Genomic DNA, 15,978 nt, shown 5'->3' with positions numbered 1-15,978 from the left:
GCGCCGATTGAGGTTGAGCATGCAGGCCAACGAAGTGAAGAGCTTTCTTGAAGGAAAGCTGCCCGGAACGAAGGTAGAAGTCGAGGGCGAAGGCTGCAATTTCCAGCTGAACGTGATTAGCGATGAACTGGCGGCGTTGAGCCCGGTGAAGCGTCAGCAGCAGGTCTATGCCCATTTGAACCCATGGATCACCGATGGCAGCATCCATGCGGTCACTATGAAATTTTTCAGCAGCGCGGCCTGGGCCGAGCGCACCTGAGCCCACGGGCGTAGAGATTCTTATGGATAAATTGATTATTACTGGCGGTGCTCGTCTTGACGGCGAGATCCGCATCTCCGGGGCAAAGAACTCTGCCCTGCCGATCCTGGCGGCCACCCTGCTGTGCGATGGTCCGGTGACCGTTGCCAACCTGCCACACCTGCACGACATCACCACCATGATCGAACTGTTCGGTCGCATGGGGATCGAGCCGGTGATCGACGAGAAACTGGCCGTCGAAATCGATCCGCGTACCATCAAGACCCTGATCGCTCCGTACGAACTGGTTAAGACCATGCGTGCGTCGATCCTGGTGCTGGGCCCGATGGTTGCCCGTTTCGGTGAAGCCGAAGTCGCGTTGCCTGGCGGTTGCGCCATCGGTTCGCGTCCGGTGGACCTGCACATCCGTGGCCTGGAGGCCATGGGCGCGATCATCGACGTCGAAGGCGGCTACATCAAGGCCAAGGCGCCAGAAGGCGGCTTGCGCGGTGCGCATTTCTTCTTCGACACCGTCAGTGTGACCGGTACCGAAAACATCATGATGGCTGCAGCCCTGGCCAAGGGCCGCAGTGTCCTGGCGAACGCCGCGCGCGAGCCTGAAGTCGTCGACCTGGCGAACTTCCTGAACGCCATGGGCGCCAAGGTTTCCGGCGCTGGCACCGACACCATCACCATCGATGGCGTCGAGCGTCTGCACACCACCACCTACAAGGTGATGCCGGACCGTATCGAAACCGGCACCTACCTGGTGGCCGCAGCCGTGACCGGTGGGCGTGTGAAGGTCAAGGACACCGATCCGACCATTCTCGAAGCCGTGCTGGAGAAACTCCGCGAAGCAGGCGCCGAAATCACCACCGGTGAAGACTGGATCGAGCTGAACATGCACGGCAAGCGGCCTAAAGCCGTGAACGTGCGAACCGCTCCGTACCCGGCGTTCCCGACCGACATGCAGGCGCAGTTCATCTCCCTCAACGCCATTGCCGAAGGCACGGGTGCTGTGATCGAGACGATCTTCGAAAACCGCTTCATGCACGTGTACGAACTGCACCGCATGGGCGCCAAGATCCAGGTCGAGGGCAACACCGCCATCGTCACCGGCACCGAGAAGCTCAAGGGCGCGCCAGTGATGGCCACCGACTTGCGGGCTTCGGCCAGCCTGGTGATTTCGGCGCTGATTGCCGACGGCGATACCCTGATCGATCGCATCTACCACATAGACCGTGGTTACGAGTGCATCGAAGAAAAACTGCAGATGCTGGGCGCCAAGATCCGCCGCGTTCCGGGCTAGTTTCTGTTGCATGGGCGCAGGGACGTGCCCGTTGAATTGTTGTGAGTCGAGCCGGTTTCCGGCTCGATGTGTGTCCGGCGCCATTTGCGACCGGACATGAGTACCTTGATAAGGACTGACGTTTCCCATGTTGACCATCGCACTGTCCAAGGGCCGCATCCTTGACGACACCCTGCCGCTTCTGGCTGAAGCGGGCATCGTGCCGACCGAGAATCCGGACAAGAGTCGCAAGCTGATCATTCCCACGACCCAGGAAGATGTACGCCTGTTGATCGTGCGTGCCACCGACGTGCCGACCTATGTCGAGCATGGTGCCGCCGACCTCGGTGTTGCTGGTAAAGACGTGCTGATGGAATACGGCGGTCAAGGCCTGTACGAGCCATTGGACTTGCAGATTGCCCAGTGCAAGTTGATGACCGCCGGCAAGGTCGGCGCGGTCGAGCCCAAGGGCCGCCTGCGTATCGCCACCAAGTTCGTCAACGTTGCCAAGCGCTACTACGCCGAGCAGGGCCGTCAGGTCGACATCATCAAGCTCTACGGCTCGATGGAGCTGGCGCCGTTGATCGGCTTGGCCGACAAGATCATCGACGTGGTCGACACCGGTAACACGCTGCGGGCCAACGGCCTGGAGCCACAGGATTTCATCGCGGCCATCAGCTCCCGGCTAATCGTCAACAAAGCTTCGATGAAAATGCAGCACGCCCGTATCCAGGCGTTGATCGACACCCTGAGCAAGGCAGTGGAGTCTCGACACCGCGGCTGATTCACCCGCGCGACTTTGAGTTGCGCCGTCTATCCGCCTCATAGCCAGAATTCTCAGGTGCCCAAGCGGATCGAATGTTAGCTTCGGGCGCCTGAGTTTTTTGCCAATCCTATGAGGCTCTCGCTATGACCGCACCGACTGCAATTCGCCGACTCAACGCTGCTGACCCGGATTTCGCACATCATCTGGATCATCTGCTGAGCTGGGAAAGTGTGTCTGACGACTCGGTCAATCAGCGGGTGCTGGACATCATCAAGGCCGTGCGCGAGCGTGGCGATGCCGCGTTGCTGGAGTTCACCCGACAGTTCGACGGGTTGGACGTCGCCTCCATGGCTGACCTGATCCTGCCGCGCGAGCGCCTGGAACTGGCGTTGACCCGCATTACCGTGCCACAGCGCGAAGCCCTGGAAAAAGCCGCGGCCCGCGTACGCAGCTACCACGAAAAGCAGAAACAGGACTCCTGGAGCTACACCGAAGCTGACGGCACCGTGCTGGGCCAAAAGGTCACGCCGCTCGATCGCGCCGGTCTGTACGTGCCGGGCGGCAAGGCGTCGTACCCTTCTTCCGTGCTGATGAACGCGATTCCGGCCAAGGTTGCCGGTGTGACCGAAGTGGTCATGGTGGTGCCGACCCCGCGCGGCGAAATCAACGAGCTGGTGCTGGCTGCCGCCTGTATCGCGGGCGTTGACCGTGTGTTCACCATCGGTGGCGCCCAAGCTGTTGCCGCGCTGGCTTATGGCACCGAAAGCGTGCCGCAAGTCGACAAAGTGGTTGGCCCGGGCAACATCTATGTCGCCACCGCCAAGCGTCACGTGTTTGGCCAGGTCGGTATCGACATGATTGCCGGCCCGTCCGAGATCCTCGTGGTGTGTGACGGCCTGACTGATCCTGACTGGATCGCCATGGATCTGTTCTCCCAGGCCGAGCATGACGAAGACGCCCAGGCGATCCTGGTCAGCCCGGATGCGGCCTTTCTCGATCAGGTCGCCGCGAGCATTGCCAAACTGATGCCGACCATGGAGCGCGCCGAGATCATCGAAACCTCGATCAACGGCCGTGGTGCGCTGATCCAGGTGCGTGACATGGAGCAAGCCATCGAAGTGGCCAACCGCATCGCGCCGGAACACCTGGAGTTGTCGGTTGCCGATCCGCAAGCCTGGCTCCCGCAGATCCGCCATGCCGGCGCCATCTTCATGGGCCGCCACACCAGCGAAGCGCTGGGCGACTACTGCGCAGGCCCGAACCACGTATTGCCGACTTCCGGCACGGCGCGGTTCTCGTCGCCGCTGGGCGTATACGACTTCCAGAAACGCTCGTCGATCATTTTTTGCTCGGAACAGGGCGCGTCCGACCTGGGTAAAACCGCTTCCGTGCTGGCCCGTGGCGAGTCGCTGACTGCCCACGCCCGCAGTGCCGAATACCGCATCATCGACGACAAGCAGGGGAACTGAGATGAGTAAATTCTGGAGCCCGTTCGTCAAGAACCTGGTGCCTTACGTACCGGGCGAGCAGCCAAAGCTGGCAAAACTGGTGAAGCTCAACACCAACGAAAACCCCTACGGTCCATCGCCCAAGGCCCTGGCTGCGATGCAGACCGAATTGAACGACAACCTGCGCCTGTACCCGGACCCGAACAGCGACCTGCTGAAAAATGCCGTGGCCAAGTACTACGGCGTGCAGAGCAACCAGGTATTTCTCGGCAACGGCTCCGACGAAGTGCTGGCGCACATCTTCCACGGGTTGCTGCAGCACGATCAGCCGCTGCTGTTCCCGGACATCAGCTACAGCTTCTATCCGGTCTATTGCGGGCTGTACGGCATCAAGTTCGATGCGGTGGCGCTGGACGAGCAGTTCCTGATCAATCCTGCGGACTACGCAAAACCGAACGGCGGGATCATTTTCCCCAACCCGAACGCCCCGACCGGTTGCCTGTTGGCGCTGGAGGCGGTCGAGCAAATCCTCAAGGGCAGCCCGGACTCGGTGGTCGTGGTGGACGAGGCTTACATCGACTTCGGTGGCGAGACGGCAATCACCTTGGTAGACCGTTATCCGAACCTGCTGGTGACCCAGACCCTGTCAAAATCCCGTTCCCTGGCGGGCCTGCGGGTTGGCCTGGCGGTGGGGCATCCGGACCTGATCGAGGCGCTGGAGCGGATCAAGAACAGCTTCAACTCCTATCCGATCGATCGCATGGCGAATGTCGGCGCGGCGGCGGCGTTCGAGGATCGCGAGTACTTCGACAAAACCTGCCGATTGGTCATCGAGAGCCGCGACAAGGTGGTCGCGCAGTTGCAAGCGAAGGGCTTTGAAGTGCTGCCGTCGGCCGCGAACTTCATCTTCGCCCGTCACCCCAAGCACGATGCGGCAGGCCTGGCAGCTAAATTGCGCGAGCAAGGCGTGATCGTGCGGCACTTCAAGCAGGAGCGGATTGCCCAGTTCCTGCGGATTTCGATCGGCACGCCGGAGCAAAACCAGGCCCTGATCGACGGCCTCGGCGACCTCTAATCCTCCGTCACACTGATCGTCCCACGCAGAGCGTGGGAACGATCATGTACCTCGACTGCGTTAGTTTTCTTCTTTCTCTTTGACCGGCGCCGGTGGCGGGCGCAAGCCGATTTCCGCCGTGAGCTTGAGTTCCTTGCCGTTGCGCATCACCTCGATCGTGACCTTATCGGTCGGCTTGATCCGCGCGACCTGGTTCATCGAGCGTCGGCCATCGCCAGCCGGTTCGCCGTCGATGCTGAGAATCACGTCGCCCAGTTGCAGGCCGGCTTTCTGCGCCGGACCGTCGCGGAAAATCCCGGCGACGACGATGCCCGGACGCCCCGACAGGCCAAACGACTCCGCCAGTTCCTGGGACAATGGCTGCACTTCGATACCGAGCCAGCCGCGAATCACCTGGCCGTGTTCGATGATCGATTTCATCACTTCCATGGCCAGCTTCACCGGAATCGCGAAACCAATGCCTTGCGAGCCTCCGGACTTGGAGAAAATCGCCGTATTGATACCGGTCAGGTTGCCATTGGCGTCCACCAGTGCACCGCCGGAGTTGCCGGGGTTGATCGCGGCGTCGGTCTGGATGAAGTCTTCATAATTGTTCAGGCCCAGCTGATTACGCCCGGTGGCACTGATGATGCCCATGGTTACCGTCTGGCCGACGCCGAACGGGTTGCCGATGGCGAGGGCCACGTCGCCGATGCGGATGTTGTCGGAGCGGCCGACAGTGATCGAAGGCAGTTTCTTCAGGTCGATCTTGAGGACCGCGAGGTCGGTTTCCGGGTCGCTGCCAATCACCCGAGCCAGGGTTTCACGGCCGTCCTTGAGCGCCACCACGATCTGGTCGGCACCGCTGGTCACGTGGTTGTTGGTCAGGATGTAGCCTTCCGGGCTCATGATCACGCCGGAGCCCAGGCTCGACTCCATGCGTTTCTGCTTGGGCGAGTTGTCGCCGAAGAATCGACGAAACTGCGGGTCCTCGAACAGCGGATGATTGGGTTTGTTGATGACTTTGGTGGTGTACAGGTTCACCACCGACGGCGCGGCGGTGGTGACCGCGTCGGAATAGGACACCGGGCCTTGCTGCATACTGGTGGTTTGCGGGGCCTGTTGCAGGTTGACGTCGAGGCTTGGAAGCCCGACCCACTGCGGGTAACGCTGGATGATTAACAGAGCGACAAGCACGCCGGCCAACAGCGGCCAGCCGGAAAAACGCAGCGCCTTGAGCATTAAACACGTCCTGAGAGAGTTGCAGGCGGTATGAGACCGCTCATAATGACGCGCATTATACGAGGCCGCGCGTGCCTCTGAACGGGATATTTAGGAGTCTTTTATGGCCGTCGCCCTGAGCACCCTGGTCGAAGAAGCCGACCGTTACCTCACTAGTTCGAAAATTGCCGATTACTGCCCCAACGGCCTGCAGGTCGAGGGCCGGCCGCAGGTGATGCGCATCGTCAGCGGCGTTACCGCCAGCCAGGCCTTGCTCGATGCTGCGGTAGAGGCCAACGCGGATCTGGTGCTGGTGCATCACGGCTACTTCTGGAAAGGCGAGAACCCGTGCATCACCGGCATGAAGCAGCGCCGCCTCAAGACCCTGCTCAAGCACGACATCAGCCTGCTGTCCTATCACCTGCCGCTGGACCTGCACCCTGATGTTGGCAACAACGTGCAGTTGGCACGGCAACTGGACATTACCGTCGAAGGTCCGCTGGACCCGGACAACCTGAAGATCGTCGGCCTGGTCGGTTCGTTGAACGAGCCTGCCTCCCCCCGGGATTTCGCCCGCCGTGTGCAAGAAGTCATGGGCCGCGAGCCATTGCTGATTGAAGGCAGCGCAATGATCCGCCGCGTTGGTTGGTGCACCGGTGGCGGTCAGGGCTACATCGACCAGGCGATACTGGCGGGCGTCGATCTGTACCTCAGCGGCGAAGCCTCGGAGCAAACCTTCCACAGTGCCCGGGAAAACGACATCAGCTTCATTGCTGCCGGGCACCACGCCACCGAGCGTTATGGCGTGCAGGCGCTGGGTGATTACCTGGCGAAGCGGTTTGCCCTTGAGCACATCTTCATCGACTGCCCAAACCCGATCTGAGAGGCCCCCCTGTAGGAGCTGCCGCAGGCTGCGATCTTTTGATTTTGCTTTTTCAAGATCAAGATCAAAAGATCGCAGCCTGCGGCAGCTCCTACAGAGATGAGTTCGCCGATGAACGCCCAAACAGGCGGGCATATTCATATGCTCTTTCGATCTAGTTCGCGTCCTGATTAGAAGGGGGCGCTGTGCTAGGATTCCCCGCTCGAACACGGCCCGCTGGCCGTTCATAAGAATGTTTTCGTGAGTAGCCATGGTCGACAAACTGACGCATCTGAAACAGCTGGAGGCGGAAAGCATCCACATCATCCGCGAGGTGGCCGCCGAGTTCGACAACCCGGTGATGCTGTACTCCATCGGTAAAGACTCCGCCGTGATGCTGCACCTGGCACGCAAGGCGTTCTTCCCCGGCAAGCTGCCGTTCCCGGTGATGCACGTCGACACCCGGTGGAAATTCCAGGAGATGTACAGGTTCCGCGACAAGATGGTCGCCGAGCTGGGCCTGGACCTGATCACCCATGTGAACCCCGACGGCGTGGCACAAGGCATCAATCCGTTCACCCACGGCAGTGCCAAGCACACCGACATCATGAAGACCGAAGGCCTGAAGCAGGCTTTGGACAAATATGGTTTCGACGCCGCCTTCGGTGGTGCGCGCCGCGACGAAGAGAAGTCCCGCGCCAAAGAGCGTGTGTACTCGTTCCGCGACAGCAAGCACCGCTGGGACCCGAAAAACCAGCGCCCCGAGCTGTGGAACGTCTACAACGGCAAGGTCAACAAGGGCGAATCCATCCGCGTATTCCCGTTGTCGAACTGGACCGAGCTGGACATCTGGCAGTACATCTATCTGGAAGGCATCCCGATCGTCCCGCTGTACTTCGCCGCCGAGCGTGAAGTCATCGAGAAGAACGGCACCCTGATCATGATCGACGACGAGCGCATCCTCGAACACCTGAGCGATGAAGACAAAGCGCGTATCGTCAAGAAGAAAGTGCGGTTCCGTACCCTTGGCTGCTACCCGTTGACGGGCGCGGTGGAGTCCGAGGCCGAAAGCCTCACGGACATCATTCAGGAAATGCTCCTGACGCGAACTTCCGAGCGCCAGGGCCGTGTCATCGACCATGATGGCGCAGGCTCGATGGAAGACAAAAAACGTCAAGGTTATTTCTAAGGGGCTGTCATGTCGCACGCATCTGATTTGATCAGCGAGGACATCCTCGCCTACCTGGGCCAGCACGAACGTAAAGAGCTGCTGCGCTTTTTGACCTGCGGTAACGTCGACGACGGCAAGAGCACCCTGATCGGGCGCCTGCTGCACGACTCCAAGATGATCTACGAAGATCACCTGGAAGCGATTACCCGCGACTCGAAAAAAGTCGGCACCACCGGTGAAGACATCGACCTGGCACTGCTGGTCGATGGCCTGCAGGCCGAGCGTGAGCAAGGCATCACCATCGATGTCGCGTACCGCTATTTCTCCACCGCCAAGCGCAAATTCATCATCGCCGACACCCCCGGCCATGAGCAGTACACCCGCAACATGGCCACCGGTGCCTCCACCTGTGACCTGGCGATCATCCTGGTCGACGCCCGTTACGGCGTGCAGACCCAGACCCGTCGCCACAGCTTCATCGCCTCGTTGCTGGGCATCAAGCACATCGTTGTGGCCATCAACAAGATGGACCTCAAGGACTTCGACCAGGGCGTGTTCGAGTCGATCAAGGCTGACTACCTGCAGTTCGCCGAAGGCTTGAAGATGAAGCCCACCACGATGCACTTCGTGCCGATGTCTGCGCTCAAAGGCGACAACGTGGTGAACAAATCCGAGCGTTCGCCGTGGTACACCGGCCAGTCGCTGATGGAAATCCTCGAGACCGTGGAAGTGGCGGGCGATCGCAACTTCACCGACCTGCGTTTCCCGGTGCAGTACGTCAACCGTCCAAACCTGAACTTCCGCGGTTTCGCCGGCACCCTGGCCAGCGGCATCGTCAAGAAGGGCGACGAAGTCGTGGTGCTGCCGTCGGGCAAAAGCAGCCGCGTGAAATCCATCGTCACCTTCGAAGGTGAACTGGAACACGCAGGTCCTGGTCAGGCGGTAACCCTGACCATGGAAGACGAGATCGACATCTCCCGTGGCGACCTGTTGGTGCATGCCGACAACGTGCCGCCAGTCACCGACAGCTTCGAAGCGATGCTGGTGTGGATGGCCGAAGAGCCGATGCTGCCGGGCAAGAAATACGACATCAAGCGTGCCACCAGTTACGTGCCGGGCTCCATCGCCAGCATCGTCAACAAGGTTGACGTGAATACCCTGGAAGAAGGTCCGGCCAGCGCGCTGCAGCTGAACGAAATCGGCAAGGTCAAGATCGCGCTCGACGCGCCGATTGCCCTCGACGGTTACGACAGCAACCGCACCACCGGCGCCTTCATCATCATCGACCGCTTGACCAACGGCACCGTCGGCGCCGGCATGATCGTCGCGCAGCCGTTGGCGCATGGCACCAGCACCCACCACGGCAAGCTGGCCCACGTCGCTACCGAAGAGCGCGCGCAGCGCTTCGGCCAGCAACCGGCCACCGTGCTGTTCAGCGGCTTGTCGGGCGCGGGCAAAAGCACCCTGGCTTATGCGGTCGAGCGCAAACTGTTCGACCTGGGTCGTGCGGTGTACGTGCTCGATGGCCAGAACCTGCGTCACGACCTGAACAAAGGCCTGCCACAGGATCGCGCCGGTCGCACCGAGAACTGGCGTCGTGCCGCGCACGTGGCGCGTCAGTTCAACGAAGCCGGCCTGCTGACCCTGGCAGCGTTCGTTGCACCGAGTGCCGAAGGTCGTGAACAGGCCCGGGAACTGATCGGCAAAGAGCGCCTGCTGACGGTCTACGTCCAGGCCTCGCCGACGGTCTGTGCCGAACGTGACCCGCAAGGCTTGTACGCGGCAGCCGGGGACAACATCCCGGGCGAGTCCTTCCCGTACGACGTGCCGCTGGATGCCGATCTGGTAATCGATACCCAGTCGGTGTCGCTGGAAGACGGCGTCAAGCAGGTGCTGGATTTGCTGCGTAAGCGCGGCGCGATCTAAGCGCTGGCCGCAAATAAAAAACCCGCCGATGAGTGATCATCGGCGGGTTTTTTATGTCCGGGAGGCCCCCTTCGCGAGCAGGCTCGCTCCCACAGTTGATCTTCGGTGAACACTAACCTTGTGGGAGCGAGCCTGCTCGCGAAGAGGGCATAACATTCACCGAACTACTTCGATGGATATTCGCGGTGCATCTGCGCAAGCAGAGCATCCTTGTCCTGCCACATCTGGTTGATCCAGCCCTGGAACTGCAGGCGATACTCACCGTCCTGGTCGTAGTTCTTGCCTATGAACTGCGGCGGAATCTTCAGCTCTTCAAAGTGCACCACCACATCCGCAACATTCCCGCACAGCAAATCCCGGAAACCCGGGCGCCCGGCCGGGTAGTGGATGGTCACGTTGACGATCGATTCCAGTTGTTCACCCATGGCGTCCAGTACAAAAGCAATGCCGCCAGCCTTGGGCTTGAGCAAGTACTTGAAAGGCGATTTCTGCTGGGCATGCTTGCCTTCGGTGAAGCGCGTGCCTTCGACGAAATTGAAGATGCCCACCGGGTTGTTGCGAAACTTCGCACAAGTCTTGCGCGTGGTTTCCAGGTCCTCACCTTTCTTCTCCGGGTGCTTTTCCAGATAGGCCTTGGAGTAGCGCTTCATGAACGGGAATCCCAGTGCCCACCAGGCCAGGCCGATCACCGGTACCCAGATCAACTCCTGCTTGAGGAAGAACTTCAGCGGCTGGATACGTCGATTGAGCACATATTGCAGCACCAGGATGTCGACCCAGCTCTGGTGATTGCTGGTGATCAGGTACGAGTGCTGATAGTCCAGGCCTTGCAGGCCGCTGACGTGCCAGCGGGTGCGACGGACCAGGTTCATCCAGCCTTTATTGATGCTGATCCAGGCTTCGTGGGTATGGCTCATCAACCAGTGTGCAATGCGTTGGGTGAATGCGAACGGCAGGACCTTGATCAGCGCCACACAGAACAGGAACGAGCACAGCAAAATCGTGTTCAGCGCCAGCAGCAGCGCGGCGATCACGCCGCGCGCCGGGGCAGGTAGAAAATCCAGCATTTACACATCCATAGGTCGGTTGGCCGCTTGAATCGCGGTCAGGGCAATCGTGTAGACGATGTCGTCGACCTGCGCGCCGCGCGGCAAATCGTTCACCGGTTTGCGCAGGCCCTGCAGCATCGGGCCGAGGCTGACGCAGTCGGCGCTGCGCTGCACGGCTTTGTGGGTGGTGTTGCCGGTGTTCAGGTCGGGGAATACGAACACAGTGGCGCGACCGGCCACCTGGCTGTTCGGTGCCAGTTGCCGGGCCACGGTTTCGTTGGCAGCGGCGTCGTACTGCAACGGCCCGTCGATCAGCAACGAGTTTTGCTGTTCATGGGCAAGCAACGTCGCCTCGCGTACTTTCTCGACTTCCTCGCCACTGGCTGATTCACCGCTGGAGTAACTGATCATCGCCACACGCGGAGTGATGCCGAATGCCGCCGCCGAGTCGGCGCTTTGCAGCGCGATCTCGGCCAGTTCGGCGGCGCTCGGGTGCGGGTTCATCACGCAGTCGCCATAGACCAGCACTTCTTCGGGAAACAGCATGAAGAACACCGACGACACCAGGGTGCAGCCCGGTGCGGTCTTGATCAATTGCAGTGCCGGTCGGATGGTATTGGCGGTAGAGTGGATGACGCCCGATACCAGCCCGTCGACTTCATCCAGCGCCAGCATCATGGTGCCGATCACCACGGTGTCTTCCAGTTGCTGCTCAGCCATCGGCGCGTTGAGGCTTTTGGACTTGCGCAGGGCGACCATCGGCTCGACGTAGCGTTCGCGAATCAGGTCAGGGTCGAGAATTTCCAACCCTGGCGGCAGTTCGATGCCTTGCGCGCGGGCCACCGCTTCGACATCTGCAGGCTTGGCCAGCAATACGCATCGCGCAATGCCTCGGGCCTGGCAGATGGCGGCGGCTTGTACGGTCAGCGGTTCGCTGCCTTCCGGCAGGACGATGCGCTTGTTGGCGGACTGGGCGCGCTGGATCAATTGATAACGGAACACCGCTGGCGACAGGCGCATTTCTCGAGGGGTACCGCAGCGCTGGTGCAGCCAGTTGGCGTCGAGATGGCTGGCGACGAAATCGGTGATGATTTCCGCGCGCTCACGGTCGTCGATCGGGATTTCCTTGTTCAAGCCATTGAGCTGGTTGGCGGTGTCATAGGACCCGGTGCTCACCGACAACACGGGCAAGCCCGCCTGCAGGGCGCCGCGGCACAAGTCCATGATGCGCGGGTCGGGCAGGGTGTCGCTGGTCAGCAACAGGCCGGCCAGGGGTACGCCGTTCATGGCCGCGAGGCTCACGGCGAGGATGATGTCGTCACGATCGCCCGGGGTCACCACCAGCACGCCGGGCTTGAGCAGCTCCACGGTGTTGCGCATGGTACGCGCGCAAATGATGATCTTGGTCATGCGCCGGGTTTCGTAGTCGCCGGCGTTGAGCACCTGTGCGCCCATCAAGTCCGCCACGTCTCGCGTGCGCGGCGCATTCAGTTCCGGCTGGTATGGAATACAACCGAGCAGACGGAAGTCGCCACTGCGCAACAACGGCGAGTGTTCGTTCAGGCGTGCGGCGAAGGCCTCCATGCTTTCCTCGGTCTTGACCTTGTTGAGGATCACGCCGAGGACTTTCGGATCCTTGGGGCCGCCGAACAATTGCGCTTGCAGTTCCACTCGGCCAGACAATTCGGTCAGTACTTCGTTTTCCGGTGCAGAAACCAGGATCACCTCGGCATCGAGGCTCTTGGCCAGGTGCAAGTTGACCCGCGCGGCATAGCTGGCGCTGCGGGTCGGGACCATGCCTTCGACGATCAACACATCCTTGCCGATGGCGGCCTGCTGATAAAGGGTGATGATTTCTTCGAGCAACTCATCGAGCTGGCCGTCGCCGAGCATGCGCTCGACATGGGCCAGGCCCAAGGGTTTTGGGGGTTTCAGGCCATGGGTGCGCGCCACCAGCTCGGTGGAGCGTTCAGGGCCGGTGTCACCTGGATGGGGCTGGGCAATCGGCTTGAAAAAGCCAACCTTGAGGCCGGCCCGCTCGAGGGTTCGCACCAGCCCGAGGCTGATGGAGGTCAGGCCCACGCCAAAATCGGTGGGTGCGATAAAAAAAGTTTGCATGCGGATTCTCTAAAGGTGCATGGCAATGGTGCCGGCCTATGACTGGCCAACTACCGAAATTCAGTCGCCAAGGTTATCGCTAACCGAGCCTTGTGCGCACCAACCGCAATCAAAGGGCTGGCCTATTTTTTCCTGGCGCTGCGCAGGGTCCATGACCCAGGCCCGTGATTGCCAGGGTGGCTGATGGCGCAGGTGTTGGGTATGGCCGCATGAAAGCTCGGCCACCCAGTGGCCGTCCTCGTCCTGATGGAAGCCTGTGATCGTCACACCCCGTCTGTCCGGGTTGTGTTCGCTTTCGGGCGATTGCTTCGCTAAACTGGGTCTTTCTATATTCTTATGCAAAAGGTCTCGCCCCATGCTGATCGCCGCCAATAAGGCTGTCTCCATCGACTATACCCTGACCAACGACGCTGGTGAGGTCATCGACAGCTCCGCCGGCGGCGCGCCGCTGGTCTACCTGCAAGGCGCAGGCAACATCATCCCGGGCCTGGAAAAGGCGCTGGAAGGCAAAGCAGTCGGCGACGAGCTGACCGTAGCCGTTGAACCAGAAGATGCCTATGGCGAGTACGCTGCCGAACTGGTCAGCACCCTGAGCCGCAGCATGTTCGAAGGTGTCGACGAGCTGGAAGTGGGCATGCAGTTCCATGCTTCCGCTCCGGACGGCCAAATGCAGATCGTGACCATCCGCGATCTGGACGGCGATGACGTCACCGTAGACGGCAACCACCCATTGGCGGGTCAGCGCCTGAATTTCCAGGTCAAGATCATCAACATCCGTGATGCCAGCCAGGAAGAAATCGCTCATGGCCACGTCCATGGCGAAGGTGGCCATCACCACTGATTTCTGCGCTAAGCTCAGATAGCTGGAGAGGCGCCCCGAGGGCGCCTTTTTAGTCTGCGGCTGTTCCAGGCGACACCACCAAGTGGCTGTTTCGAGAAGAACACGGGAATCTGGAGTACGTCATGAGTGCTTTTCACGAACTTAATTTGACAGCCCTGGATGGCCAGGAGCTACCTCTGGCCCCTTTCAAGGGGCAAGTCGTGCTGGTGGTCAACGTGGCCTCCAAATGTGGCTTGACGCCACAGTACGCGGCGCTTGAAAACCTCTACCAGCAATACAAAGGTAAAGGCTTCAGCGTGCTGGGCTTGCCATGCAACCAGTTTGCCGGTCAGGAACCCGGTACCGAACAGGAAATAAAGAACTTCTGCAGCCTCAACTATGGCGTGACCTTTCCGTTGTCCAGCAAGCTGGAAGTCAACGGTCACGAGCGTCACCAGCTGTACAAGTTGCTGGCGGGCGAGGGCGCCGAGTTTCCCGGTGACATCACCTGGAACTTCGAAAAATTCCTGCTGGGTAAGGATGGTCGTGTGCTGGCGCGGTTTTCACCGCGTACGGCACCGGATGATCCGAGTGTTGTTCAGGCCATCGAGAAAGCGTTGGCCTGACATAACCCTTCGTAGGAGCCGGCTTGCTGGCGATGGTCGTCAACGATGACGCGCATCGCCTGACACCACGCGGTGTTTTCGAGTCCATCGCCAGCAAGCCGGCTCCTACAACGTCCCCCTTTTGATGTTTAATCACCCAAATCAATAGTGCTGTTCAGCGCGTGCAAGCCTCCATATTATAGCCGTCATAAAGTCTATCCCCGTGGAGCGATCCCATGCCCGTCAAAGCCCTGTTCAAACCGTTCCACCTCGGCACCCTCGAACTGCCGACCCGCGTCGTCATGGCGCCGATGACCCGCTCGTTTTCGCCAGGCGGCGTACCGAATTCCAAAGTGATCGAATATTACCGCCGTCGCGCCGCCGCTGGCGTGGGCTTGATCATCACCGAAGGCACAACTGTCGGGCACAAGGCTTCCAACGGCTACCCCAACGTTCCGCAGTTCTACGGCGAAGCGGCGCTGACGGGCTGGAAAAAAGTCGTCGATGCGGTGCATGCCGAGGGAGGCAAGATCGTTCCGCAACTGTGGCACGTCGGCAGTGTGCGCCGTATTGGCACCGAGCCGGACGCCAGCGTGCCGGGTTTTGGCCCGTCGGAAAAAGTGAAGGACGGTCAGGTCGTGGTTCACGGTATGACCAAACAGGACATTCAGGACGTGATCGCCGCGTTTGCCCAGGCGGCAAAGGATGCCCAGAGCATTGGCATGGACGGCGTGGAAATCCATGGTGCCCACGGCTACCTGATCGACCAGTTCTTCTGGGAAGGCAGCAACCAGCGCACCGATGAATACGGCGGTAGCCTGGCCAACCGTTCGCGTTTCGCCATTGAATTGATTCAGGCCGTGCGTGCGGCTGTCGGCGAAGGCTTCCCGATCATCTTCCGCTTCTCCCAGTGGAAGCAGCAGGACTACACCGCGCGCCTGGTACAAACCCCTGAGGCATTGGGCGTCTTTCTCAAGCCGTTGTCCGACGCTGGCGTGGACATTTTCCACTGCTCTACACGCCGTTTCTGGGAGCCGGAGTTCGACGGTTCCGAGCTGAACCTGGCGGGCTGGACCCGCAAGCTCACTGGCAAGCCGACCATCACCGTAGGCAGCGTCGGCCTGGACGGTGAGTTCCTGCAGTTCATGGTCAACACCGACAAGGTGGCGCAGCCGGCCAGCCTGGAAAAACTGCTGGAGCGCCTGAACAACGACGAATTCGACTTGGTGGCGGTCGGCCGTGCGCTGTTGGTGGACCCCGACTGGGCGCAGAAAGTGCGTGACGGTCGCGAGGAAGACATCCTGCCGTTCAGTCGTGAGGCGTTGACGACGCTGGTTTAAGCGGCGACTGGAAGAATGCTTTCGCGAGCAGGCTCGCTTGTATGGTAGGACTTGAAGGGAGGAGGAGGGACA

15 protein-coding genes are annotated in these 15,978 nt (G+C 60.6%); 11 read left to right on the top strand and 4 right to left on the bottom strand.

What is annotated here, in order from left to right:
* The first annotated feature begins 19 nt into the window (after positions 1 to 19).
* From QLG10_RS21065 to hisC, 5 genes are all read left to right on the top strand, one after another.
* Positions 20 to 259: a BolA family protein gene (locus QLG10_RS21065; RefSeq protein ID WP_020796650.1), complete on the top strand. Its 240-nt coding sequence runs from the start codon at positions 20 to 22 to the stop codon at positions 257 to 259.
* A gap of 22 nt (positions 260 to 281) precedes the next feature.
* A complete protein-coding gene (murA, locus tag QLG10_RS21060) occupies positions 282 to 1,547 on the top strand; it encodes a UDP-N-acetylglucosamine 1-carboxyvinyltransferase (RefSeq protein WP_020796651.1) in 1,266 nt (421 codons plus the stop codon).
* Between the two features lie 127 nt (positions 1,548 to 1,674).
* Entirely contained in the window at positions 1,675 to 2,310 is a 636-nt protein-coding gene (hisG, locus tag QLG10_RS21055) for an ATP phosphoribosyltransferase (protein ID WP_282487963.1), read from the top strand.
* A gap of 125 nt (positions 2,311 to 2,435) precedes the next feature.
* The gene (gene hisD / locus QLG10_RS21050; protein ID WP_282487962.1) at positions 2,436 to 3,761 is read left to right on the top strand and encodes a histidinol dehydrogenase; all 1,326 of its coding nucleotides are present in this window, start codon (positions 2,436 to 2,438) and stop codon (positions 3,759 to 3,761) included.
* Between the two features lies 1 nt (position 3,762).
* Positions 3,763 to 4,815: a histidinol-phosphate transaminase gene (gene hisC, locus QLG10_RS21045; RefSeq protein WP_282487961.1), complete on the top strand. Its 1,053-nt coding sequence runs from the start codon at positions 3,763 to 3,765 to the stop codon at positions 4,813 to 4,815.
* 60 nt (positions 4,816 to 4,875) lie between these two features.
* Here hisC and algW read toward each other — a convergent pair whose 3' ends face one another.
* On the bottom strand, positions 4,876 to 6,036 hold the full coding sequence (gene algW / locus QLG10_RS21040; protein WP_033044846.1) for a Do family serine endopeptidase AlgW: 1,161 nt from the start codon (positions 6,034 to 6,036) through the stop codon (positions 4,876 to 4,878).
* Positions 6,037 to 6,139: 103 nt separating this feature from the next.
* Here algW and QLG10_RS21035 point away from each other — a divergent pair, with 103 nt between their 5' ends.
* The 3 genes from QLG10_RS21035 (at position 6,140) to cysN (ending at position 9,974) form a co-directional block, all read left to right on the top strand.
* Positions 6,140 to 6,898, top strand: coding sequence for a Nif3-like dinuclear metal center hexameric protein (locus QLG10_RS21035; protein WP_110746833.1), 759 nt, complete (start codon positions 6,140 to 6,142; stop codon positions 6,896 to 6,898).
* A gap of 250 nt (positions 6,899 to 7,148) precedes the next feature.
* Positions 7,149 to 8,066 carry a sulfate adenylyltransferase subunit CysD gene (gene cysD, locus QLG10_RS21030; RefSeq protein WP_110746834.1) on the top strand — a complete coding sequence of 306 codons (918 nt, stop codon included), beginning with the start codon at positions 7,149 to 7,151 and terminating at the stop codon, positions 8,064 to 8,066.
* A gap of 9 nt (positions 8,067 to 8,075) precedes the next feature.
* A complete protein-coding gene (gene cysN / locus QLG10_RS21025; protein WP_110746836.1) occupies positions 8,076 to 9,974 on the top strand; it encodes a sulfate adenylyltransferase subunit CysN in 1,899 nt (632 codons plus the stop codon).
* A gap of 164 nt (positions 9,975 to 10,138) precedes the next feature.
* On the opposite strand, the gene QLG10_RS21020 is transcribed toward cysN, so the two are convergent.
* Genes QLG10_RS21020 through QLG10_RS21010 form a run of 3 tightly spaced genes read right to left on the bottom strand, consistent with a single transcriptional unit; the run spans position 10,139 to position 13,528 of the window.
* On the bottom strand, positions 10,139 to 11,041 hold the full coding sequence (locus QLG10_RS21020; RefSeq protein ID WP_282487960.1) for an acyltransferase: 903 nt from the start codon (positions 11,039 to 11,041) through the stop codon (positions 10,139 to 10,141).
* On the bottom strand, positions 11,042 to 13,141 hold the full coding sequence (gene pta / locus QLG10_RS21015; RefSeq protein WP_110746839.1) for a phosphate acetyltransferase: 2,100 nt from the start codon (positions 13,139 to 13,141) through the stop codon (positions 11,042 to 11,044).
* Between the two features lie 60 nt (positions 13,142 to 13,201).
* Positions 13,202 to 13,528, bottom strand: coding sequence for a DUF3565 domain-containing protein (locus tag QLG10_RS21010; RefSeq protein ID WP_110746840.1), 327 nt, complete (start codon positions 13,526 to 13,528; stop codon positions 13,202 to 13,204).
* On the opposite strand from QLG10_RS21010, the gene QLG10_RS21005 reads away from it, so the two are divergent.
* The 3 genes from QLG10_RS21005 (at position 13,497) to QLG10_RS20995 (ending at position 15,906) form a co-directional block, all read left to right on the top strand.
* Positions 13,497 to 13,982, top strand: coding sequence for a peptidylprolyl isomerase (locus QLG10_RS21005; protein WP_008054392.1), 486 nt, complete (start codon positions 13,497 to 13,499; stop codon positions 13,980 to 13,982). The genes QLG10_RS21010 and QLG10_RS21005 overlap by 32 nt on opposite strands.
* Positions 13,983 to 14,104: 122 nt before the next feature.
* Positions 14,105 to 14,587 carry a glutathione peroxidase gene (locus QLG10_RS21000; protein ID WP_110746842.1) on the top strand — a complete coding sequence of 161 codons (483 nt, stop codon included), beginning with the start codon at positions 14,105 to 14,107 and terminating at the stop codon, positions 14,585 to 14,587.
* Between the two features lie 215 nt (positions 14,588 to 14,802).
* Positions 14,803 to 15,906 (top strand): NADH:flavin oxidoreductase, encoded by a 1,104-nt coding sequence (locus QLG10_RS20995; protein WP_248679749.1) that lies wholly within the window; start codon positions 14,803 to 14,805, stop codon positions 15,904 to 15,906.
* Positions 15,907 to 15,978 lie beyond the last annotated feature (72 nt).

The organism is Pseudomonas sp. V98_8 (assembly GCF_029967975.1).
In the GTDB taxonomy this organism is placed as follows: Bacteria; Pseudomonadota; Gammaproteobacteria; order Pseudomonadales; family Pseudomonadaceae; genus Aquipseudomonas; species Aquipseudomonas umsongensis.
This window is presented reverse-complemented; position numbering and strand designations above follow the sequence as displayed.